This window comes from Burkholderia sp. BE17 (assembly GCF_009362305.1).
Classification (GTDB): Bacteria; Pseudomonadota; Gammaproteobacteria; order Burkholderiales; family Burkholderiaceae; genus Burkholderia; species Burkholderia pyrrocinia_C.
On sequence record NZ_WHNU01000004.1, the window covers coordinates 202,380 to 224,975 of the forward strand.

A 22,596-nucleotide genomic window follows, 5' to 3' on the forward strand; every position below is an offset into this window, starting at 1 on the left:
GTAAAGGTGCCGAGATTGGAAATCCCCGTCATCCCCGAGGCGTCGCTGAACACGCATCACGCGCACTGGGCGGCATTGCGCCGCGATCTGCATGCGCATCCCGAGTTGCGATTCGAAGAGCACAGGACGGCCGACGTCGTCGCCCGTGAGCTTGAAGATCTCGGCTACGCGGTTTCGCGTGGGATCGGAGGCACGGGAGTCGTCGCGAGCCTGCCCGGTGCGAATCCGGGCCGCGGCATCGTGCTCCGTGCCGATCTGGATGCGTTGCCGATCCAGGAAGCCAATGACTTTGCGCACGCATCGTGCGCCCGAGGGGTCATGCACGCGTGCGGGCATGACGGGCATACCGTCATGTTGCTCGGGGCCGCGCGAATCCTGAAGGAACTACGGCAGTTGCCGGGCACGGTTCATTTCGTGTTCCAGCCCGGAGAAGAGGGGGGCGCGGGCGCGCGGAAGATGATCGACGACGGGCTGTTCGAGCAATGTCCGACGGAGGCGGTATTCGGCATGCACAACTGGCCCGGTTTGCCTGCCGGGCATTTCGGGTTGCGTACCGGCCCGATCATGGCCGCGGGCTCCCGGTTCAGGATTACGGTAACGGGCAAGGGCGCGCATGCGGCGCAGCCGCATCTGGGCGTCGACCCCGTCCCCCTCGCGTGTTCGATGGTGCTGCAGTGTCAGACCATCGCTGCGCGGCACAAGGATCCCGTGGATCCTGCCGTCATTTCCGTCTGCATGTTCCATGCGGGAACGACGGACAACGTCATTCCGGACAGCGCCGAGTTGCGCGGGACGATTCGCACGCTATCGTCGACATTGCAGCAGAAGCTGCAGCGCGACGTCCAGCTCATGTGCGAGGGGCTGGCCCGTGCCTATGGCGCGCAAGTCGAGGTCGCGTTTTTTCAGTACTACCCCGCGACGGTCAACACGCCGGCCGAGACGGCGCTCTGCGAAACGGTCATTCGCGAGACGTTCGGCGACGAACGCCTTTACCGCGACGTGCCGCCGAACATGACGTCCGAAGACTTCGGCTTCATGCTGGAGGAGCGGCCCGGCGCTTATGTGCTGATCGGCAATGCGCCGGCCGGAACGGCCGCGCCGGCTCTGCATCACCCGAAATACGATTTCAACGACGACATCATTCCGGCCGGCGTCCGGTATTGGGTCGCCTTGGCGCAGCACTACTTCGGGACCGTTTGACGCGGCGGTTCGACCCATCGTGCCGGGGATCGATTCGTCGCGCGCACCCGGTTGCGGAACGGCGCCATTTGGAAGGCGTTTCATGTGCCGACGATCCCGACCGGCGTGATGACCCGGTCACCTGCCGTGCGCGATGAAATCTTCGGGCCGGTATTGACGCTGCGGACGTTCGACGATGAGGACGAAGCGCTCGCGCTCGCCGCGCACGACAAGTACGGGCTCGCGGCAGGCGTGCATACGGCCGACCTCGGCCGCTATGCCTACGAGGCGAACCTGCGCTTCAAGAGTGGGGGCGTGACGAATGACGCCGGCGCGTTCCATGACCGGATCGGACGACGCTCGATCGGCGCGTGCAGGCTGCCGCGCGCGGCTTGCGCATGGTGTGCTGTCGCGGCCCGGCAAAACAGCGGATGATGCGCGCGCGGTGCGTCAATACGCGGCAACTGCGCTTTTTGTCGATGCTTAAATGGTATTCACCGGGCGGCCATCGCCCGGTCGCGAACCTGCGGCGACAGGCGGGCCGGCGCTCCGCATGCGCGTCATGCGCGGCGCCCGATTGCTCACGAAGGATCCGATGAAATTCGAATCGTACTGGCTGGAAACCCGCCCCGACTTTCGCGCCGGCAGCGAAGGGCCCGTAGAAGGGCGCGCCGACGTGGTCGTGATCGGCGGCGGTTTTACCGGGTTGTCGGCGGCGCTGGCGTTCGCGCAGCGTGGCGTGTCGGTCGTGGTGCTCGAAGCCGCGCAGGTCGCCGCGGAGGCATCCGGCCGCAACGGCGGGCAATGCAACACCGGCGTCGCGCAGGACTACGCGTCGCTCGCCGCGCGACTCGGCGCCGAGCAGGCGAAGCAGTTCTATCGTGCGTACGAGAGCGCGGTGCGAACCGTCGAAACGATCGTCGCCGACCACGCGATCGACTGCGATTTCCGGCGCGCCGGCAAGCTGAAACTTGCCGCGAAGCCGCAGCATTTCGCGGGGCTCGCGAAGACCTTCGACGCATTGCGGCGCGACGTCGATCCGGATATCGAACTGATCGAGCCGTCGCGGATTCGCGACGAGATCGGTTCCGACGGTTTCCACGGCGGCCTGCTGCAGCGCAACGGCGCGCAGATGCACATGGGCAAGTTCGGCGTCGGGCTCGCGCAAGCCGCGGCGCAGGCCGGCGCGCGCATCTACGAGCATGCGGCCGTCACGCAGCTCGAGCGGCTCGATGGCGAGCGCCACGCGATCACCTGCACGCGCGGCACGATCGTGGCCGATCGCGTGCTGGTCGCGACCGGCGCATCGCAGCACGGGCCGTTCGCGTGGTTCCGGCGGCGCATCGCGCCGGTCGGCAGTTTCATCGTGGTCACCGAGCCGCTGCCCGAAGCGCAGCTGAACCGGCTGTTTCCGCACCGCCGCGCCTACGTGACGTCGCGCCAGATCGGCAACTACTTCCGCGTGACGCCCGACAACCGGCTGCTGTTCGGCGGGCGCGCGCGCTTCGCGATGTCGAGCCCGCGCTCCGATGCGAAAAGCGGCGACATCCTGCGCGCCGGGATGGCCGAGTATTTCCCGGCGCTCGCGAACGTGCGGCTCGACTATTGCTGGGGCGGGCTCGTCGACATCACCGCCGACCGCCTGCCGCGTGCGGGCCAGCACGAAGGCGTCTATTACTCGATGGGCTACAGCGGCCACGGCGTGCAGATGTCGGTGCACATGGGCCGCGTGATGGCCGACGTGATGTATGGCGCGGCCGCGTCGAATCCGTGGCGCGAGCTCGACTGGCCGGCGATGCCGGGCCATTTCGGGCATGCGTGGTTCCTGCCGTTCGTCGGCGCGTATTACCGGCTGCAGGACATCCTGCACTGAACGTTGAAAACGATGAGAAGACGCGCGACGGGCCGGCCGGTGGGCGGCGCGCTCGCGCGACAGGAGGGTTGGATATGACAGGGCGATTCGTTCGTCTCGCCGAAACCGGGCGCCGTCCGGTCGCGTTCCGCGTCGACGGCCGCACGGTGAACGGGCTCGAAGGCGATACGCTGCTCGTCGCGATGCTGACGCAGGCCGGCCACGTGCGGCAGTCCGAGTTTGGCCCCGAGGCGCGCGCCGGGTTCTGCCTGATGGGCGCGTGCCAGGACTGCTGGGTCTGGACCGCCGACGGCGAGCGCCTGCGCGCGTGCACGACCGTCGTGCAGCCGGACCTCGACATCGTCACCCGCCAACCGGAGGCGCAATGGTCGAGCCTCGCGTAATCGTCGTCGGCGCCGGGCCGGCCGGCGTGCGCTGCGCGCAGACGCTGGTGGAAGCCGGCGTGCGGCCGCTCGTGATCGACGAAGGCCGGCGCGACGGCGGCCAGATCTACCGGCGTCAGCCCGACACGTTCTCGCGCCCGTACGACAAGCTGTACGGCACCGAGGCCGCGCGCGCGAAAGACCTGCACGACACGTTCGAACGCCTGCGCGCGTCGCTGGACTACGCGCCCGACACGCTGGCCTGGAACCTGTCCGGCGGCGCGCTGTACACCGCGCACGACGGCGTGTCGGTGCGCCGCCCGTACGACGCGCTGGTGCTGTGCCCGGGCGCGACCGACCGGCTGATGCCCGTCAAGGGCTGGCAGTACGCGGGCACGTACAGCCTCGGCGCATCGCAGATCGCGCTGAAGGCGCAGGCATGCGCGATCGGCGCGAACGTCGTGTTCATGGGCTCGGGCCCGCTGCTGTATCTCGTCGCGAACCAGTACGTGCAGGCCGGCGCGAAGGTCGCGGCGGTGCTAGACACGTCGCCCGCGGCGAACCGGCTGCGCGCGCTGCCGAAACTGCTTGCGCGGCCCGACGTGCTCGCGAAGGGCATCGCGCTCACGCGTGCGCTGAAGCGTGCCGGCGTGCGCATCGAGCACGGGATCGAGCCGCTCGAGATTCACGGCGATCCCGCGCAGGGCGTGTCGGCCGTCCGCTTTCGCACCGCCGCCGGCACCGCCGCGCTCATCGATTGCGACGCGGTCGCGCTGGGCTACCACCTGCGCGCCGAGACGCAACTCGCGGATCTGGCCGGCTGCGCGTTCCGCTTCGACGGCGACACGCGGCAATGGCTGCCGCAGCTCGACGACATGGGGCGCAGTTCGGCCACGGGCGTCTATCTGGCCGGCGACGGCGCGCGTGTGCTCGGCGCGGACGGCGCGGAAGCGGCGGGCCGCCTCGCGGCGCTTGCGCTGCTGACGGATCTCGGGCGGCCGGTCGACGCGCGCGCGGTCGCCGCGCTGCAGCGCGAACGCATGAAGATGGACCGTTTCCGCGCGGGGCTCGTGCAGGCGTTTCCGTGGCCCGCGCAACAGGCCGCGACGCTGTCCGACGACACGATCCTGTGCCGCTGCGAGGGCGTGAGCGTCGGCGAGCTGCGCCGCGTGATCCGCGACGAAGGCGCGTGCGAGGCGAATCGCGCGAAGGCGTTCAGCCGCGTCGGGATGGGGCGCTGCCAGGGCCGCTACTGCGGCCACGCGGGGGCCGAGGTGATCGCCGCCGCGGCCGGCGTGCCGCTCGAGGCGGTCGGCCGCCTGCGCGGGCAGGCGCCCGTGAAGCCGCTGCCGGTCGCGCTGCGTGCGGCGGCGGGCGAGCCGCCCGCGCCGCGTGACGACGCCGTGACGATGAAGGGGGACGAGTGATGCGGGCCGATGCGGATGTCGTGATCGTGGGCGGCGGCTTCATGGGCGCCGCGGCCGCGTTTTTCCTGCGCCGGCGCGGCCGCTCGGTGATCCTGCTCGAACGCGGGCTGATCGGGCAGCAGGCGAGCGGCGTCAATTTCGGCAACGTGCGGCGCCAGGGCCGTTACCTGCCGCAACTGCCGCTCTCGAACCGTTCCCGCGAGATCTGGAGCCGGATGCCCGAGCTGATCGGACACAGCGCCGAATTCCTGCAGACCGGGCACGTCCGCGTGTGCTACCGGCAGGAGCAGGACGACATGTTCGAGGCTTATGCGCGCGACGCCGCGCAATACGGGCTGACGCTCGACCTGTATCGCGGCGCGGCGATGCGCGCGAAGTTTCCGTTTCTCGGCCCCGAGGTGCTGAGCGCGTCCCATTCGGCGCTGGACGGCCATGCGAACCCGCGCCTCGCCGCGCCGGCGTTCGGCCGCGCGGCGGCGCGCGCGGGTGCGCGGATCGAGGAGAACACCGCGATCGCGACCGTCGAGAAGGATGGCGACACGTTCCGCGCGACGAGCGCCGACGGCCGCGTGTTCTGCGCGCCGAACCTGCTCGTGACGGCCGGCGCGTGGGGCAACCAGCTCAGCACGCAGTTCGGCGAGCCGGTGCCGATCGCGATCAACGGGCCGCAGATGTGCGTGACGGAGCCCGTGCCGTATTCGATCCTGCCGGCCGTCGGCGTATCGTCGCCGCATATCGAGGAAGTCGTGTACTTCCGGCAGGTCGAGCGCGGCAACATCGTGATCGGCGGCTGCGCGCGCGCGCCGGCCTATCTCGACGAACGGCGCGCGAAGGTGCTGCCCGAGAGCACGCTGCTGCAGTTCACGCAGCTCGCGCGTGTCGCACCGGCGCTGACGCGGCTGAACATCATTCGCGTGTGGAGCGGTGTCGAGGGCTACATGCCGGACGACCGGCCGATCATGGGGCGCAGCGCGAAGGTCGACGGGCTGTATTACGCGTTCGGCTTCTGCGGGCACGGCTTCCAGCTCGGCCCGGGCGTCGGCGACACGATGGCGGAGCTGATCGACACGGGCGCGACGAGCACGCCGATCGAGCCGTTCGCGATCGGGCGCTTCGCGATGCCGGCCGACGCGAAGCATGCAACGACCTGAGGAACCCGCGCATGGCCGACGTTTTCCATCACGTGATCGATCATGATGCGATCCGCCCGTTCGGCGTTGCGCAGCCCGTGTCGCGCGCCGTCGGCGGTGCGCTGCGCATTATCGAGACTTCGTACGCGCAGCCGTTGAGCATCGAGGCGCTCGCGGCGGTGGCCGGGCTGAGCGTGTCGCGTTTTGCCGCGCGCTTTCGCAGCGAGCTGGGCGTGTCGCCGCATCGTTATCTGTGCCTCGTGCGGGTGCGGCGCGCGCAGGATTTGCTGCGCGCGGGGCTGCCGCCGTCGGTCGTCGCGACCGAGGTCGGGTTCTTCGACCAGAGCCATCTGTGCCGCCATTTCAGAAGGGTGCTCGGGCGCACGCCGCGCGATTACGTCGACCGGCCGAACGCGGCGCGGACGAATGTCACGCCGGGGGCGGTGTCGGGGCGGCGTGGGTCGCCGGCGCGCGAGCAGGGCGCGGGCGGCACGGCGGCTTCGGCCTGACGTTTCGCGGGCAATGCCGGTTCGACCGGCTCGTTCGGCAGGGCCCGTATCGGAACGAGCGGGCCGGCGACATCGCCGTGCAACGACGGGGACGTTTTTCCGGGCTATCCGGCCATACTCCCGGCCCGGGAGCGATGGTCAAGGTCGACGGATGGACTCAGCGCGACACACCCAACTGCTCGTCGATCGTCCGTGTCAGCGGTGATTCGACGTCGCCGGTGTGCTTCGTCTGAACGGGTTCGATCAGGACGATCCAGCATTCGTCATCGGCGACCGGATTGTGCAGCGTGCCTTTCGGCACGACGTGCATCGAACCGGCGGGCAGATCGACGACACGGCCGCCTTCATATTCGATCCTGAGGTGCCCGCGCACGACGAAGAACAGCTCGTCTTCGTGTGCATGGTCGTGCCAGACGAGCTGTCCGCGTACTTTTGCGACCTTCACGTATTGACCGTTGACCTGCGCAACGACTTTGGGCGACCAGTATTCCGACACGTCGCCGAATGCGGCTTCGAGGTCGAACGATTCGGCAAACAAATCGACAGGCACGGTTGTCTCCTGGAAGGGATCACGGGAATGGCTCGAGTCTGTACTGTATGCAACGCTGATGCATGATGAAAGTCCGGATCGTCCGTGAACGGCCTCACGCATCGAGCAGGCCGCGTGCGGCCAGGTTGGCGTACAGGGCACGCACGCCGAAGGTCCATGGCGAGATCTCCGTGGAAAGCCGCACGGTGTTGACGAGTGCGCCCAGCATGGGCGTGGAGATGGTGACGCGGTCGCCCAGGTGGTGAGTGAATCCGCCGCCGGGTGCGTCGCGATCCTGGATCGGCGAGAACATCGTGCCCAGGAACAGCATGAAACCGTCGGGATACTGGTGATGCGCGCCGCAGGTCTGCGCGACGAGGTCGGCCGGGTCGCGGCTGATCTCGCGCATGTGGCTGATGCCGTCGAGGACGAAGCCGTCATCCGCGCCTTCGACGCGCAGCGACACGCTGGCCTGCCGCACGCTGTTCAGCGTGAAGCGGTCGTCGAATAGCCGCACGAACGGGCCGATCGCGCACGAGCCGTTGTTGTCCTTGCATTTGCCGAGGAGCAGCGCCGAGCGGCCTTCGATGTCGCGCAAGTTCACGTCGTTGCCGAGCGTGGCGCCTACCGGCCTGCCGTCGCAGCTGACCGCCAGCACGATCTCCGGTTCCGGGTTGTTCCACACCGACACCGGCAGCAGGCCCACGTCCGCGCCGAAGCCCACTGCCGACATCGGCTGCGACTTGGAGAACACCTCGGCATCCGGGCCGATGCCGACTTCCATGTATTGCGACCACGCGCCGCGGCGCTCGAGTTCCGCCTTCAGGCGCATGGCGGCTTCAGAACCGGGAACGATCTTCGACAGGTCGGTGCCGATGGTCGCGGCCATGGTTTCGCGCACGTCCCTCGCTTTGGCGGGATCGCCGCCGGCCTGTTCTTCGATGACGCGTTCAATCAGGCTGACGGCAAAGGTGACGCCGCAAGCCTTGATGGCCTGCACATCGCATGGGGCGAGCAGGTGAGTGGCGCCGGGCGTGCCGTCCAGCGCCGCCTGCAGCAGGGGCTCGACGCGGCCGAGCGATTCGCCGGGGGCGGTGCCCGCGATTGCGACTGCGTCGGGACGGTCGAACAGGTCCGCGGTGGTCGGCACGGTGTACGTGATGTCGAACATCTCGCCGCCGCGCACGGCGACGACGCTCGGGCCCGCGTGGGCACCATTGTGCCGCCAGACGCGGCCGATCAGCAGGGCCTGCGCAAGGTTGTGCGGCAGGCAGTCGGAAACGGAAGGAGTACGCATGGTCAGCTCGGCAAGAGTCGTGGGCGGTTGGGTCAGTGCGAATGGCGCGGATTACCGCGCTGCTCGATTACCTTCAGGTACAGCGTGGCCGGTTCGAGGCAGCCGCCGGTGGACAACTGGCCCACGAACCGGCGATAGAGTTCTTGCCAGGGCGTTTGTGCCTGCGGCACGGCGAAACTTGCAGTCTCGCGGCGGCGCGCGAGTTCGTCTTCATCGACGAGCACGTCGACGCTGCGGCGATTCAGGTCCACGCGGATGCGGTCGTTCGTGCGCAGCATGGCCAGGCCGCCGCCGACCGCCGCTTCCGGCGACATGTTCAGGATCGACGGGCTGGCCGACGTGCCGCTCTGGCGTCCGTCGCCCATGCATGGCAGCGACGTCACGCCACGCTTCACCAGGTCCGCGGGCGGTGCCATGTTGACGACTTCCGAACTGCCCGGGTAGCCGACCGTACCGCAGCCGCGGATCACCAGGATGCAGCGTTCGTCGATTTGCAGCCGAGGATCGTTGATACGGGCGTGGTAGTCCTCGGGGCCATCGAAGACGATCGCGCGTGCCTCGAAGGTATTTTCCGCGCCCGGCTCGACCAGGTAGGTCTGGCGGAAGGCTTCGCCCACCACCGACATCTTCATGATGGCGCTGTCGAAGAAGTTGCCCGACAGCACCATGAAGCCGGCACCGTGCTTGAGCGGGTCTTCGGGCGTGCGGATCACGTCGCGGTCGGCATCTCGCGCCGTGTCGGCGATCTCGCCGATCGCGCGACCGGACACGGTCAGGCAGTCGCGCCGCAGCAGGCCGGCCGCATCGAGTTGACGCAGCACCGCGGGCACGCCGCCGGCGCGGTGGAAGCTCTCGCCGAGGTATTCGCCGGCCGGCATGCAGTTGACGAGCAGCGGCACGGATTCACCCAGGCGCTGCCATTCGTCCAGGCTCAGTTCCACGCCCATGTGGCGCGCAATGGCGATCAGGTGCGGCGGGCAGTTGGTCGACGCGCCGAGCGCGGAGGCGACGACGATGGCATTCTCGAACGCCGCGCGCGTCATGATCTTCGACGGGCGCATGTCTTCGCGAACGAGCTCGACCGCGCGCTTGCCGGTGGCGTAAGCCATCTGGCCGCGCTCGCGGTACGCGGCCGGAATGCTCGCGCAGCCCGGCAGCGACATGCCCAGCGCCTCGGCCAGGCTGTTCATCGACAGCGCCGTGCCCATGGTGTTGCAGTGCCCGATCGACGGCGACGATGCCGTGGTCAGCTTCATGAAGCCTTCGTAGTCGATATCGCCGGCAGCCAGCAGGTTGCGGGCGTGCCAGATCACCGTGCCCGAACCGACGCGCTTGCCCTCGTGCCAGCCGTCGAGCATCGGTCCACCCGACAGCACGATGGCGGGCATGTCCACGGTGGCCGCGGCCATCAGGCAGGCGGGGGTGGTCTTGTCGCAGCCGGTGGTCAGGACCACACCGTCCAGCGGAAAGCCATGCAACACCTCGACCAGCCCCAGGTAGGCCAGGTTTCGGTCGAGCGCGGCCGTGGGCCGGCGGCTCTGCTCGGCCAGCGGATGCACGGGGAATTCCATCGGAATGCCGCCCATGTCGCGGATACCCGCCTTGGTGCGCTCGGCCAGTCCGATGTGGTGGCGGTTGCACGGTGCCAGGTCGCTGCCCGTCTGTGCGATGCCGATGATGGGACGGCCCGACTGCAGCTCCTCACGTGTCAGCCCGTAGTTCATGAAGCGCTCGACATAGAGCGCGGTCATGTCCGCATGGGCAGGGTCGTCGAACCATTCCTGGCTGCGCAGGCGGCGAGGGGGTTGTGACATGGTGGGCTGTCTCCGAATGGTTCTTCGTTCAGTTTTTTTGCCGGATAGTTACCGGTAACATACGAGCCGATGTTAGCACGGGGATTTTGCGTTGCGAAAGGGGATTTTGCGTGCGAGTGGGGGCGGGATGAGGGCGCGAGCCGCTACGCAGTCGCGCGTCGACGCGCGACCATTCTCATCTTGTAAGGGCGGCAAACCGGGCCTTCAGCCCGTCAGGCGCTTTCCCGCGCGACGATCGTGTAGTCGATGCGGATGCTTTGCGATTCGACCCGTTCGCCGTCGTCACGCGCTTGCAGCGCCGCCAGCAGGGCTTCGCCCGTGCGCACGCCAATGCCGTAGGCGTCGACCGACACCGTGGTGATGGTCGGGTGGCAGCATGTCGCCACTTCGAAGTTCCCGAAGCCGGCCACGGCCATGTCGGCCGGCACGGACAGTCCGCGCCGGTGGCATTCCATGATCGCGCCGAACGCCGACATGTCGCTCACGCACATCACCGCGTCGGTGTCCGGCCACATCTCCAGCAGGGCTGCCATGGCGGGGCCGCCGTGGCTCATGGTGATCGGCGATTCACCGAGCCGCACGACGCGCGGCTCGCACAGTCCGAGTGCCTTGATCTCCGACTGATACCCCTTGAGCCGGTCCAGGCCGCGGCGGTCCAGCTCGCTGGCGCCGCCTAGAAAGCCGATGCGCCGGTAACCTTGCCCGGCAAGGTGCCGCACCATCGCACGCGCGGCGCGCACGTTGGAGAAGCCCACGGCGGTGTCGATCGGATGCGTGGGCAGGTCCCACATCTCGACCACGGGAATGGCCGAGCGCTGCAGCACCTTGCGCGTCGCATCGGTGTGCTGCGCACCCGTCAGCGCGATGCAGCGCGGCTGGTGACGCAGCATGGAGCGCACCAGCCGTTCTTCACGTTCGAGGTCGTAGTCGGTGTCGCCGAGCAGCAGTTGCAGGCCATGCGGTTCGAGCGCATCGGTCAGGCCGCGCACGGTGTCCGAGAAGTTGGAGCTCGACAGTGACGGCACCAGCACCGCGACAAATTCCGACCGCCCCGACGACAGCGCACCGGCGGCAGCATCGGCCACGTAGCCGAGCTGGTCGATGGCCTTGCAGACCCGTTCGCGCGTCTCGGCGGCCACGCTGTGGCCGGCAAGCACGCGCGACACGGTCATCTTCGATACGCCTGCCAGGCGGGCTACGTCGGACATGCGGGGCGGTCCGGCAGGCCGGACGGCGGTGGGGCTGGGCATCGGAATCGCGATCGCTGAAACATGTAAAGGCAACATCATACCGGTGCGGCGTACCGTGCAGGCCGCCCGCTGCACCCCCATTGCATCGACGCCAGCACTAGGGAAACCACTCGTTCGTCGGGACTTGAACTCGCCTGTCGGCGCATGCTACCTTCAAATCTGTTACCGGTATCAGAGCGCCGGTTGCTCCCGTCGCCCGGCCGACGGTTTTTTTTATCACCGGATGGTATCGGTAACATCGGCGAGCCGGCGAGCGCGCCGATACGAAGAAGACCTACACAATCAGGAGACAATCCGATGCCAACCATCACCCAGGCCGCTGACGCGCCGGCCGCGGCAGACTCGTCCGAAGACGCCCTCTACCGCAAGGTCATGCGGCGCATCCTGCCATTGCTGCTGCTCTGCTACGTCGTGGCCTACCTGGACCGCGTCAACGTGGGCTTCGCCAAGCTGCAGATGCTCGATGACCTGAGCCTGAGCGACAGCGTCTATGCGTTCGGCGCCAGCGTGTTCTTCTGGGGCTATTTCCTGTTCGAGATGCCCAGCAACCTGCTGCTGCACCGGTACGGCGCACGCTTCTGGATCGCGCGGATCATGATCACATGGGGCATCGTGTCGTCGTCGATGGCCTTCATCGTGCCGCTCGCGCAGTTCTTCCACGTGCAGACGCCCACCATGTTCTACACGCTGCGCTTCCTGTTGGGCCTGTGTGAAGCCGGCTTTTTCCCGGGCGTCATCCTGTACATGAACTACTGGTTTCCGGCGCGCCGCCAGAGCGTGGCCATGTCGGGCTTCCTGGTGGCGATCCCGCTGAGCCTGACGCTGGGCAGCGTGGTGTCCGGCTGGCTGATGGAGCAGACGCACGGCCTGTCGGGCATGAGCGGTTGGCAATGGATGCTGCTGCTCGAAGGTTTGCCGTCGATCGTGGTGGCGTTCGTCGTGCTGGCTTGCCTCGGCGACGGCCCGCAGTCGGCGAAGTGGCTGTCCGACCAGGAAAAGGCGGTGCTGTCGCGCAACCTCGAATCCGAGGCCGCGCACAAGTCGCACAGCGTCGGTGCCGCGTTGCGCAGCCCGCGCGTCTGGCTGCTTACCTTCATCCTTCTCACATTCAATACCGGCTTCTACGGGCTGGCCTTCTGGCTGCCGTCGATCATTCGCGCGTCCGGCGTGCGGAGCCCGCTGCATATCGGCCTGCTTACCGCCATTCCGTACCTGACGGCAATTTTCGCGATGGTGTGGAACGCATCGCACTCGCGCAAGACGGGCGAGCGCCGCCTGCATGCAACGATTCCGGCGCTGATCGGCGGCGTCGGCCTGATCATGAGCGCGGCATGCGCGCAGAACGTGGCGCTGTCGATCGTGTTCCTGACCATCGCCACCTGCGGCATCCTGGCGCTGATGCCGATCTACTGGACCTTCCCGGGCCAGATTCTGTCCGGCACGGCCGCGGCCGCCGGCATTGCGCTGATCAACTCGGTGGGCAACCTGTCCGGTTTCACGGGCTCGATGATCACCGGCATCGCAAAGGAAATGACCGGCAACATCAACAACGGTACTTACGCACTGGGCGCCTGCCTGCTGGTCAGCTGCGTGCTGATCGCGTTGATTCCGCGTAGCATCCTGGTGCCCGCGGCCGAGCAGTAGGTCCGTTACAGTCGTTCGCGTGGCGGCGCCTGACGAGGACGCGGCGCCGGTATCGACGATGCAGCGGCTATCGCGCGACCGACCATGATGATCAGGCCTGCCCGGCCGCGTCCGTCTCGGCGTCGAATGACGTATCGGCAAAGCGCGCGCGTTTCAGCGACCCGGCCAGCTTCTCGATCGCGTGCAGATCGAGCGCGTCGAGGTGCTCTCGCACGTCCTGCACGAAGGCCGCATGCTCGGGCTCGTCCGCATACTGGCCGAGCCACTCTTCGATATCGGTGAGCCGGCCCTCGCCGGCGAGCAGGATCAGTTCGTCGAGCGCATCGTCGGACGGGCCGTGCAGCAACGGCGCGGCGATCTCCGGTTCGGTATCGTCGGCCGGCTGAAACCGCCGGACGAGCTCCGACACCGGCACCAGCGCGTGCCCGACTACCGGTGCGACGATCGGGAACGAGAACGACGTGCCGGCGCCCGGCCGGCTGGAGACGGCCAGTTCGCCGCCCATCGCGTCGACGATGCGCTGCGCGATGAACAGGCCGAGCCCCGTTCCACCGTTCACGGCCTGCACCTGCTGGTACGCGCGGAAGATGTCGCGCGTTCCGCCGATGTCGATCCCGATCCCCGTATCGGCGACCTCGAACAGGAGACGCCACGCATCGCCTTCCCGCGCCGCATGAACCGACAGCGTGACCGTGCCGTCGCGCGTGAATTTCGACGCGTTGGACAGCAGGTTGAGCAGCACCTGCTGCAGCCGCATGCCGTCGATCGACACCGTGTGCGGCAGCGGCGTGGCCGGCCGGTAGACGAACCGGTTGTCCTGCTGCGCGCACAGCGCGACCGCATAGTGGCCGATATCGTCGAGCAGGCCGGGCAGGTCGGTCGTGTCCGGCGACACGCCGAGCGGCTGCAGCTCGGCTTTCGTGAACGCCAGCAGTTCGTCGATCAGCGCGAGCTGGTAGCGGATGCTGCGGTCGATCGACCGGATCAGCCGCGCCTGGCCGCGCGTCGCGCTTTGCAGCAGCAGCTTCGCGTAGCCGTTGATCGTGGACAGCGGCGCGCGCAGGTCGTGGCTGACATAGCCGAGCGTCTCGATCTTCTGCTGCATGTGCGTCTTCACCTGCTGCAGCGCGTCGTTGAGCGCGACCGTGCGCCGCGCGACTTCGTCGCGCAGGCGATCCTGTTCGGTGAGCTGGAAATGCTCGAGCCGTTTTCTCGCCTCGGTGCGCTGACGGCCCACGTGGTGGATCCACGCGGCCAGCACCAGCAGGTGCGTGGCGAGCCCGATGATCGCGGTGACGGGGTTCGGATAGATATCGGACTTGAGCCAGATCAGGAACGGAGGCAGCGCGTCCATGCCGTCGAGCGTGCGCAGCAGGATGTTGAAGCAGGCGAGCGTAACCGCGATCAGCATCACGCGGCCGGTCGGCGTCCGGCGGATCGCGAGCGTCAGCGCGATGCCGACGTTCACGATCCCCAGCACGGTGTTCAGCCGCAGGCAGAACCACGTGAAGGTCAGCAGGTCGCCGAAGGCGGCGCCGGCCATTCCCGCGCATTCGAGGCCGAGGATCGTCATGTAGACGGCGCGCACCGGTAGCCGCGCCTTCTCGCGATGCGCGACCAACAGAATGAACACGATGAGGAGCGAGACCGCCAGGTACGCGAAGATCACCTCGCCGCGCGCCGACCACTCGCGCGCGGCGGGCCACAGCGCCAACGCCGTGTAGCCGCGGTACGCCGCTTCGAACAGCGTCGTGCCCAGCGCCGTCGCGGCCAGCACGTAGAACATCCCGCTGCGCGAGAAGAAACCGATCAGCAGCGCGCACCACACGAGCGCGAGCAACCCGCCGAAGAAACCGAAGTCCCACATCGTGGCGCGCGACTCCTGCGCGTTCCATGCTTCGCGGGTGAACGCGGCCGGCGCGAGCCGCATTTCCTTGCGCGACGTGACGCGGATCAGCACGGGGATGCTTTCGCCGGCGCGCAGCGTGACGTCGAGTACCGGGTACCGCGATGGCTGCCGGTTCGCATCGCCGTCGGCATCGGTATCGGCGGCGGGGAAGCGGCTGGCGAGTGTCCACTGGCCGTTCCGGTGGAGATAGAAGTCGGCATGGTCGACGCGCGCGTCGCGCAACACCAGTACCAGCGGGCGCACCGTGCCGCCGCGGTTGGCCAGCGTCGCGCGGACCCACCATGCCGACCGGGAAAACTCGACGTTGAACGATGGCGTGGTTGCCGCGGATTTACCGCGTGACGGATCGGCGAGCCGGGCGTCGACCTGATCGGCGGTCATCGTCGTGCCGGCGTCCTCGAACACCGACACGGCTTCCAGTCGCGCGGGGTTGGGCGCCGGCGCGGCCCGGGCCAGCGCGCAGGTGACGGCCATCGCCATCAGAAGCAGCAGCAACGCGCGACATCCGGCTGCCCATGCCGCGTATCGCCTACGCATCGTGATGGTGCTCCCCCGGTGTGGGCGGCGCATTGACCGCGTGGCGCTGGCGGCGCCAGTCGGACGGCGTGATGCCGAAGCGTTCGCGGAACGCGGTCGCGAAATTGCCGGGCGTGGAAAAGCCGATCTCCTCGGCGATGTCGCCGATCCCCATCGACGTTTCCGCGAGAAAGTGCATCGCGGCGCGCAGGCGCGTGTCGCGCAGATACTCGAACACGGTCTGGCCGAGATGGTCGCGGAACACGCGGGACAGGCGCTTCTCGTGCGTGCCGACCTGTTTGGCGAGATCCTCGAGCGCCGGCGGATGGCGCAGGTTGCGCAGCAGCACCTCGCTTGCCGCGCGCACGACGGCCGCGTCGGGGTTGTCGGGCAGTTCGGGCAGGTGCGCAAACGGCTGGCTGCGCCGCGCGCGCTTCAGGTGATTGCGGATCCGGGCGATCACTTCCGCCGGTTCGAACGGCTTGACGATGTAGTCGATCGCGCCGGTTTCGAGCCCCGCGATGCGATCCTCGAGATCGCCCGCGGCGGTCAGGATGATCACCGGGATGGACTGCGTCGACGGCGTCGACGCCAGCAGCCGGCACGCGGCGAACCCGTCCATGCGCGGCATGCGCACGTCCATCAGGATCAGGTCGGGAGAGATGGCCTGCGCACGATGATAGGCCTGCAGCCCGTCGAACGCGACGCTGATCCGGCACCGCGCGGCACGCAGGATCTCGGTCAGGAGCCGCAGGTCGTTCGGGCGATCGTCGACGACAAGAATATGTGCGTCAGCGAGATCCGGCGTGGAGCGAAGCGGCGCCGGGCTGGACGAGCGGGATGACATGGTTGCGGACGGGTAGGGAAATAGGCCTGACGGGCTGAAAGCATCGCTATGCGCGCGATTGTTGCGAAAAATTATATGCCGGCAAAAGCACGATTGTGAGGATTCCGTGCGTCCTGTGTGGGCATATCAGACGGGGCCCGGCGGGTTTTCTGTGGCGGCGATCGGCGGGAATAAAAAGAAGTGGAAAAAGATTCCGAATCGCCTTTTAATATCGGTCTTTATTTCCGGAAAAATGATTATCCGATTGAAATGGCCCGCGCGATGAATTCTGGCGTCTTGTGTCGAGGATTGGTGTCGTTCGAGTAAATTGAAAGTGCCGATTCGAGGCTTGACCGATTAATGTTTTATTGATCGTCGTTCAAAATTTTTTCCCGGGGAAATCGGATTTCGCGCCGAAATGTATGAATGTAAATGCCGTCCGCTCGGGAAAAGGGTTCGTCCGCTCGGGAAAAGGTTTGTTTGGACGAATGCCTGCACACTAGCCCCGGCGCGGATGGAATCGGTTCTTCGAGGTGAACGATTCCGCGCGGACGGCTTGCCGCTGTCACATCCGGAAGCATGCGATATTCAATGTGACATTGAATGATGAAACTCTCAAAGTGTGGGAGTGCGGCAGCGGGCGAATAACTGGCACGAGGGTAATGCAAACTTCACAATTCTCCGCATGCGTTGGTATACAAGATAAACCGGAGAATTGTGGGGTTGGTTAGAGATGTGAAGCATCTGGCAATAAAAAATCGTCAAGGAAATTCGACCGATCAATTCGGTGCAGGGGTCGTTCGGCAAGCCCTCGGTTCTTTTCCGGAAATCCGGAAAGTGCGTTTGGCGGCCGAACGGAAAGGGTGAGCGGCTTCGCGGTGGCAGCCTGGCGGTTTGATTCGCTCGGGCGCGAGCGCGCGCGGTGCGCTATCGAATCAGGCGGGCACGAAAAATATGAATACGACAGGCATGGCAGTTCGACGCACCGGTTCGATCGAACCGGCTGCGCATGCTTCAGACCCGGGGACTACGCAGTGTCATCCTCCTCCTGAATGAATCACGACGGGCCGCCCCTGGGGTTTGGGCCGGCATCCGTCCATCCGGCGTCTGAACGACGCTTTCCCATGAAATTCGAGGTCGCCGCAGGTTCGGTGCGACGGCGCACGCGCGCGGATTCACGGTGCGCGGTGCATCGCGCCGCCGCTTTTCCCGCGACGTCGGCTTCCATGATTCGATAACCGGCGATCGTCGTCGCGCATCGTGCCGAAGCGCACGTGCGGCGTGCGGTCGCGTGATCGCGATGGCGATCGCGAGTGTCGTGCAGCGTTGTTCGAGCATTTAGTTAGCTATCCAAAGTGAATCGCGGAGCGTCGCAAGACGAGCGGGAACGCAGACGGATGCGTGATCGCTTGTCGATGCGTTCGCTGTTGCGTCATCCAGCACATGAGAACCGAGGGAAGACAAGATGAACAAGTCGTTCAAGTCGATCTGGAACGAAGCATTGGGGGCCTGGGTTGCGGCGTCGGAGCTTGACCGTGCGCGCGGCAAGCGCGTCGCGTCGTCGAGCAGCGCGGCGGAACTTACCGCGATCGGGGGCGCGGCGACACACGCGGGAACGCCTGCCACTCCGTCGCTTCGGCGGCTGGCAGTGCTGATGGCATCGGCGTATCTCGGCTTGTTCCATGTTGCTGCGCATGCGCAGTACTCGGCGGGTGGCGGGTCGGCAACCGGTGGCGCCAGTTCGATAGCGGTCGGTAACGGTTCGGTTGCGACGCAGGTGAATTCCACCGCATTCGGCAACCTCGCGACGGCAACGGGCGTTTCTGCCACCGCGCTGGGCCCGGGCGCACACGCAATAGCCGACGCTTCGACGGCCATCGGCATCAACTCGCAGGCGACCGGTGTCAATAGCGCGGCGCTCGGCGTGCAGGCGATCGGCAGCGGCGCTTACTCGGTTGCCGTCGGCAATCTCTCGAGCGCGACCCAAAGCGGCGCGGTGGCGATCGGCAGTGGCGCAGCCGCGACCGGCGTGTCGGCCATCGGGCTCGGCAACAATGCGCTGGCGTCCGGCCAGTATGCGGCTGCGCTCGGTCTCGGGGCGAGCGCGGTGGGGGTTCAGAGCATCGCGCTCGGCTACGCGTCGCATGCCACCGATACGGGTACGGTCGCGATCGGCAACCAGTCGACGAGTTCAGGCGCGGCCGCCGTTGCGGTGGGGAGCGGCGCGCTGGCGACCGGCAATTCCGGCGTCGCGATGGGTGTCAACAGCGGCGCGAAGGGCGGCACATCGATCGCGATCGGCTGGGGCGGCACGGCCGGCGTGCCCGGATCGGGCACGCAGTCGCTCGGCATCAGCTCGATCGCGCTGGGTTCGAGCACGACGGCCGGCGCCGACCAGTCGATGGCATTCGGCCTGAGCGCGAATACGTCGGGCGTCAGTTCGATCGCGATGGGCGTGCAGGCGACCGCGACGCAGCAGTTCGCCGTCGCGTTCGGCAATCTCGCGCGCGCGAGCGGCATATCGGCGACCGCATTGGGCCCCGGCGCGACGGCGTCGGCCATCAATTCGACCGCAATCGGCATCAACAGCGTCGCGGCGGCGGGTTCCACGGTGGCGATCGGCGACACCAACTCGGTCGCCGCTGCCGCGGGCGCGGGCTCGATCGCCGGCGGCAATAACTCGAAGGTGCTGGCGGGTACCGGCGCCGTCGCGCTCGGCGCAGGCCAGACGGTCAGCGGCAACGGTGCGGTGGCGATCGGCGACCCGAGCACCGCGATCGGCACGGGTGCTGTCACGGCCGGTGCGAACAACACGGCGAACGGCGATGGCGCGGTGGCGATCGGCAATTCGAACAACGCGCAGGGCGTCGGCTCGCTCGCGTTCGGCAACACGTCGACGGCCGCGGCGGCGGGCGCGGTGGCGTTCGGCGCATCGGCCGTGGCGAACAACGCAAACGATGTCGCGCTCGGCTCCGGCTCGACGACGGCTGCACCGCATCCGACGTCGAGCGCGACGATCGGCAGCGTCACGTATACCTTCCAGGGCACGACGCCGACCAGTGTCGTCAGCGTCGGCGCGCCGGGCACCGAGCGCCAGATCACCAACGTCGCGGCCGGGCGCATCAATTCGGCGAGCACGGACGCGATCAACGGGTCGCAGCTCGATGCGACGAATCAGGCGGTCACGTCGTTGTCGACGTCGACGTCGTCGAGCATTACGTCGTTGTCGACGGGGGTGTCGTCGTTGTCGACCGGGTTGAGCTCGACCAACAGCGCCGTCACGTCGCTGTCGACGTCCACATCGACGGTCGTCGGTTCGTTGTCCACCGGCCTCAGTTCGACCAACAGCGCCGTCACGTCGTTGTCGACGTCCACGTCGACGGGTATCGGCTCGCTGTCCACCGGCCTCAGTTCGACCAACAGCGCCGTCACGTCGCTGTCGACGTCCACATCGACGGGTATCAGCTCACTGTCCACCGGCCTCAGTTCAACCAACAGCTCGATCACGTCGCTGTCGACGTCCACCTCGACGATCGTCGGTTCGCTGTCCACCGGCGTCGCTTCGCTGTCGACCGGCCTGAGCACGACGAACAGCAGCGTGACGTCGCTGTCGACTGCCACGTCGACGAGCATCGGTTCGCTGTCCACCGGCCTCAGTTCGACCAACAGCTCGATCACGTCACTGTCGACGTCGACCTCGACGATCGTCGGCTCGTTGTCCACCGGCCTGTCGAGCACGAACAGCAACCTGACGTCGCTGTCGACTGCGACGTCGACGGGCATCGGTTCGTTGTCGACCAGCCTCAGCTCGATCGCGTCGAACAACACCAATCTCGGCAACAGCACGGCTGGCGCGATCGGCGGCGGCGCGACCTACAACCCGACGACCGGGACGATCTCGGCACCGTCGTACGTGACGTACAACAGCGACGGTTCGACGACGATCAACAACAACGTCGGCTCGGCGATCGACAACATCAACGCGCACGGCACCAAGTATTTCCACGCGAACTCGACCGCGCCGGACAGCCAGGCGCTCGGCGTCGACAGCGTCGCGATCGGTCCGAACGCGGTCGCGAGGGTGGACGGCAGCATCGCGTTCGGCGCCGGCTCGGTGGCCGATCGCGCGACGGTGCCGGCTTCCGGCGTGATCCGCAACGGCAGCGCGTCGATCCCGTTCAACACGACCGACCAGACGCTGCTGGGCGCGGTATCGGTCGGCGACGCGACGAGCAGGACGTATCGCCAGATCACCAACGTCGCCGATGGCACCGGCCAGCAGGATGCCGTGACCGTGCGGCAGCTGGCCGGCGCGCTGCAGTCGTTCGCGGTCACGAGCCAGAAGTATTTCCATGCGAACTCGACGGCCGTGGATTCGCTCGCGGTCGGTGCGGAGTCGATCGCGGTCGGCCCGACGACGGTCGTCAACGGCGATAACGGCGTGGGCATCGGCAACGGTGCGATCGTCGACGCCACTGCGCCCGGCGGCGTCGCGATCGGGCAGGCGGCGAGTTCCGCGCAGGCCGATGCGATCGCGCTCGGCAGCGGCGCGACGGCCACCGGCGCGCAGTCGGTCGCGCAGGGCGCCCACGCGGTCGCGGCCAGCGTCGGCAGCGTCGCGCTCGGATCGGGTGCGCGCAGCAACGCGACCGACGCGCTCGCGCTCGGCGCCGGCGCGTCGGCGACGCTGGCGAACAGCGTCGCGCTCGGCGCCGGTTCGCTGACCACGGTCGGCGCGCAGACGAACTACATCGCGTACGGGTTGAGCAGCCCGCAGTCGTCGGCCGGCGAAGTGAATGTCGGCAACCGGCAGATCACCGGCCTCGCGGCCGGCAAGAGCGGCACCGACGCGGTGAACGTGTCGCAGCTCGATTCGGTCGCCAACCAGTTGACGACGCTGATCAACCAGCGCACGTCCAACCTCGGCGGTTCGTACACGTCGAATCCGGCCGGCTCCAACGTGCCGCCGGGATCGACCGGGTCGAACTCGTCGGCGGGCGGCTCGGGTGCTGTCGCATCGGGCTCGAACAGCACGGCGGTCGGCAACGGGTCGCTGGCGTCCGGCAACGGCTCGACCGCGATCGGGGTCGGGTCGACCGCGTCGGGCAGCAACTCGGCCGCGATCGGCACGGGCAGCAACGACGGCGGGCGCTCGAACGTCGTCGCGGTCGGCTCGGCGGATTCGGCGCGCCAGGTCGTCAACGTCGCGGCCGGCACGCAGGGCACCGATGCGGTCAACGTGAACCAGCTGAATGCCAGCGTCGGCAACACGCTGTCGCAGGCGAACAGCTACACGGACGGCCAGGTCGCCGGCTTGCGCAACAGCCTCGACAGCTACCGCCGCGATGCGGACGGCGGCACGGCGACGGCGATGGCCGTCGCCGGCCTGCCGCAGCCGTCCGGGCCCGGCAAGAGCATGGTCGCGGTGGCCGGCAGCGTGTATCGCGGCCAGTCGGGGCAGGCGCTCGGCATTTCGACGATTTCGGAGAACAACCACTGGATCTACAAGGCGGCCGTCTCGACCAACACGCGCGGCACGTATGGCGCGGTGGTCGGTGCCGGGTATCAGTGGTGAGCCGCGAACCGCGCCGTTTCCCTTTCATTCAAACGATGCCAAACATGAACGCACACATTGCTAAGTTCGCGGCCGCGGCACTGCTCGCCGTCGCCGGCCTGACCGGATGCGCCACGCAGCAGGGCGATCCGCCGTTTCCGTCGGCCGATACGGCCACGCTGCCCGAAGGCACGTATCCGAATCTCGCGAATCTCGCGCAGGTTCAGCCGGGCGTGACGAAGAACCAGTTGTACGAGCTGCTCGGGCCGCCGCATTTCCACGAGTGGATTTTTCATGTGCGGACGTGGAATTACCTGTTCCAGTTCCGCGATTCCGGAAAGGTCGCGACCTGCCAGTATCAGGTTCAGTTCGATTCGGATAACCGCGTCGTGAAGACGCGGTGGGATAAGGCGGAGTGCGAGGCTTTCGGTGGGAAGAGGGTGGTGGGCAAGGCGGGCTGACGCTGTCTGAGCTGCCTTCGGGGCGGTTGCGGGGGCCGATGGGCTGAGGCTATCGGCGCCCGCAACTGCATTGCGGCCGGGCGTGGCAGCACGGAAATGGAAAGAGTGAGACCGCGATCGGGGGTATGGGACTGCAATTGCAGAATTGCTGAGACTGGCCCGGATGAAGCGTGTATGGACATGCCTGGAGAACCTGTCCGCATTTTTGTGGGCGAGGCGGTTGAACAACGCGTTATCCACGCGCCTGGGTGAATCGTTCACCGAACAGGATAGCAAACTGGTTCATTGCTGATTTCCAGTCGAACGCTGCCCGCAC

15 protein-coding genes and 1 pseudogene are annotated in these 22,596 nt (G+C 67.3%); 10 read left to right on the top strand and 6 right to left on the bottom strand.

The features are described 5' to 3' along the window. The first annotated feature begins 15 nt into the window (after nt 1-15). From GD429_RS06285 to GD429_RS06315, 7 genes and pseudogenes are all read left to right on the top strand, one after another. The gene (locus GD429_RS06285) at nt 16-1,200 is read left to right on the top strand and encodes a M20 aminoacylase family protein (RefSeq protein ID WP_152856184.1); all 1,185 of its coding nucleotides are present in this window, start codon (nt 16-18) and stop codon (nt 1,198-1,200) included. A gap of 75 nt (nt 1,201-1,275) precedes the next feature. Then, nucleotides 1,276-1,614, top strand: a pseudogene (locus tag GD429_RS06290) (aldehyde dehydrogenase family protein); the annotation flags it as partial. 160 nt (nt 1,615-1,774) lie between these two features. Further along, nucleotides 1,775-3,052, top strand: coding sequence for an NAD(P)/FAD-dependent oxidoreductase (locus GD429_RS06295; RefSeq protein ID WP_152856145.1), 1,278 nt, complete (start codon nt 1,775-1,777; stop codon nt 3,050-3,052). A 74-nt stretch (nt 3,053-3,126) separates the two neighbouring features. Next, nucleotides 3,127-3,435 carry a (2Fe-2S)-binding protein gene (locus GD429_RS06300; protein ID WP_152856146.1) on the top strand — a complete coding sequence of 103 codons (309 nt, stop codon included), beginning with the start codon at nt 3,127-3,129 and terminating at the stop codon, nt 3,433-3,435. Beyond that, a complete protein-coding gene (locus GD429_RS06305; RefSeq protein WP_152856147.1) occupies nt 3,417-4,841 on the top strand; it encodes an NAD(P)/FAD-dependent oxidoreductase in 1,425 nt (474 codons plus the stop codon). The genes GD429_RS06300 and GD429_RS06305 overlap by 19 nt, the downstream gene beginning before the upstream one ends. Beyond that, on the top strand, nt 4,841-5,992 hold the full coding sequence (locus GD429_RS06310) for an NAD(P)/FAD-dependent oxidoreductase (RefSeq protein WP_152856148.1): 1,152 nt from the start codon (nt 4,841-4,843) through the stop codon (nt 5,990-5,992). Before GD429_RS06305 ends, GD429_RS06310 begins: the two co-directional genes overlap by 1 nt. 11 nt (nt 5,993-6,003) lie before the next feature. Continuing rightward, the gene (locus GD429_RS06315; protein ID WP_152856149.1) at nt 6,004-6,480 is read left to right on the top strand and encodes a helix-turn-helix domain-containing protein; all 477 of its coding nucleotides are present in this window, start codon (nt 6,004-6,006) and stop codon (nt 6,478-6,480) included. Between the two features lie 157 nt (nt 6,481-6,637). Here the strand turns inward: GD429_RS06315 and GD429_RS06320 are convergent, their stop codons facing one another. The 4 genes from GD429_RS06320 to GD429_RS06335 form a co-directional block, all read right to left on the bottom strand. Further along, the gene (locus GD429_RS06320; RefSeq protein WP_321574430.1) at nt 6,638-7,030 is read right to left on the bottom strand and encodes a cupin domain-containing protein; all 393 of its coding nucleotides are present in this window, start codon (nt 7,028-7,030) and stop codon (nt 6,638-6,640) included. A 94-nt stretch (nt 7,031-7,124) separates the two neighbouring features. Then, nucleotides 7,125-8,306 (bottom strand): fumarylacetoacetate hydrolase family protein, encoded by a 1,182-nt coding sequence (locus GD429_RS06325; RefSeq protein WP_152856150.1) that lies wholly within the window; start codon nt 8,304-8,306, stop codon nt 7,125-7,127. A 32-nt stretch (nt 8,307-8,338) separates the two neighbouring features. Further along, the gene (locus GD429_RS06330; RefSeq protein WP_152856151.1) at nt 8,339-10,120 is read right to left on the bottom strand and encodes an IlvD/Edd family dehydratase; all 1,782 of its coding nucleotides are present in this window, start codon (nt 10,118-10,120) and stop codon (nt 8,339-8,341) included. Between the two features lie 212 nt (nt 10,121-10,332). Further along, on the bottom strand, nt 10,333-11,370 hold the full coding sequence (locus GD429_RS06335; protein WP_193727064.1) for a LacI family DNA-binding transcriptional regulator: 1,038 nt from the start codon (nt 11,368-11,370) through the stop codon (nt 10,333-10,335). A gap of 297 nt (nt 11,371-11,667) precedes the next feature. On the opposite strand from GD429_RS06335, the gene GD429_RS06340 reads away from it, so the two are divergent. Beyond that, a complete protein-coding gene (locus GD429_RS06340; protein WP_152856153.1) occupies nt 11,668-13,014 on the top strand; it encodes an MFS transporter in 1,347 nt (448 codons plus the stop codon). 91 nt (nt 13,015-13,105) lie between these two features. On the opposite strand, the gene GD429_RS06345 is transcribed toward GD429_RS06340, so the two are convergent. Both GD429_RS06345 and GD429_RS06350 read right to left on the bottom strand, forming a co-directional pair. Then, nucleotides 13,106-15,460, bottom strand: coding sequence for a sensor histidine kinase (locus GD429_RS06345; protein WP_152856154.1), 2,355 nt, complete (start codon nt 15,458-15,460; stop codon nt 13,106-13,108). Further along, nucleotides 15,453-16,286: a response regulator gene (locus tag GD429_RS06350; protein ID WP_152856155.1), complete on the bottom strand. Its 834-nt coding sequence runs from the start codon at nt 16,284-16,286 to the stop codon at nt 15,453-15,455. Before GD429_RS06350 ends, GD429_RS06345 begins: the two co-directional genes overlap by 8 nt. Before the next feature lie 1,444 nt (nt 16,287-17,730). Between GD429_RS06350 and GD429_RS06355 the strand changes: the two genes are divergently transcribed. Beyond that, on the top strand, nt 17,731-21,840 hold the full coding sequence (locus GD429_RS06355; RefSeq protein ID WP_152856156.1) for a YadA-like family protein: 4,110 nt from the start codon (nt 17,731-17,733) through the stop codon (nt 21,838-21,840). A gap of 44 nt (nt 21,841-21,884) precedes the next feature. Beyond that, nucleotides 21,885-22,280, top strand: a complete 396-nt coding sequence (locus GD429_RS06360) for an outer membrane protein assembly factor BamE (protein WP_152856157.1) — start codon at nt 21,885-21,887, stop codon at nt 22,278-22,280. Nucleotides 22,281-22,596: the final 316 nt, after the last annotated feature.

What these genes read in the sequence shown, in the direction of transcription:
- GD429_RS06350 (WP_152856155.1), bottom strand. Translation starts at nt 16,286, where the DNA reads ATGTCATCCCGCTCGTCCAGCCCGGCGCCGCTTCGCTCCACGCCGGAT.
- GD429_RS06355 (WP_152856156.1), top strand. Translation starts at nt 17,731, where the DNA reads ATGAACAAGTCGTTCAAGTCGATCTGGAACGAAGCATTGGGGGCCTGG.
- GD429_RS06330 (WP_152856151.1), bottom strand. Translation starts at nt 10,120, where the DNA reads ATGTCACAACCCCCTCGCCGCCTGCGCAGCCAGGAATGGTTCGACGAC.
- GD429_RS06345 (WP_152856154.1), bottom strand. Translation starts at nt 15,460, where the DNA reads ATGCGTAGGCGATACGCGGCATGGGCAGCCGGATGTCGCGCGTTGCTG.
- GD429_RS06360 (WP_152856157.1), top strand. Translation starts at nt 21,885, where the DNA reads ATGAACGCACACATTGCTAAGTTCGCGGCCGCGGCACTGCTCGCCGTC.
- GD429_RS06305 (WP_152856147.1), top strand. Translation starts at nt 3,417, where the DNA reads ATGGTCGAGCCTCGCGTAATCGTCGTCGGCGCCGGGCCGGCCGGCGTG.
- GD429_RS06300 (WP_152856146.1), top strand. Translation starts at nt 3,127, where the DNA reads ATGACAGGGCGATTCGTTCGTCTCGCCGAAACCGGGCGCCGTCCGGTC.
- GD429_RS06295 (WP_152856145.1), top strand. Translation starts at nt 1,775, where the DNA reads ATGAAATTCGAATCGTACTGGCTGGAAACCCGCCCCGACTTTCGCGCC.
- GD429_RS06340 (WP_152856153.1), top strand. Translation starts at nt 11,668, where the DNA reads ATGCCAACCATCACCCAGGCCGCTGACGCGCCGGCCGCGGCAGACTCG.
- GD429_RS06325 (WP_152856150.1), bottom strand. Translation starts at nt 8,306, where the DNA reads ATGCGTACTCCTTCCGTTTCCGACTGCCTGCCGCACAACCTTGCGCAG.
- GD429_RS06315 (WP_152856149.1), top strand. Translation starts at nt 6,004, where the DNA reads ATGGCCGACGTTTTCCATCACGTGATCGATCATGATGCGATCCGCCCG.
- GD429_RS06310 (WP_152856148.1), top strand. Translation starts at nt 4,841, where the DNA reads ATGCGGGCCGATGCGGATGTCGTGATCGTGGGCGGCGGCTTCATGGGC.
- GD429_RS06335 (WP_193727064.1), bottom strand. Translation starts at nt 11,370, where the DNA reads ATGCCCAGCCCCACCGCCGTCCGGCCTGCCGGACCGCCCCGCATGTCC.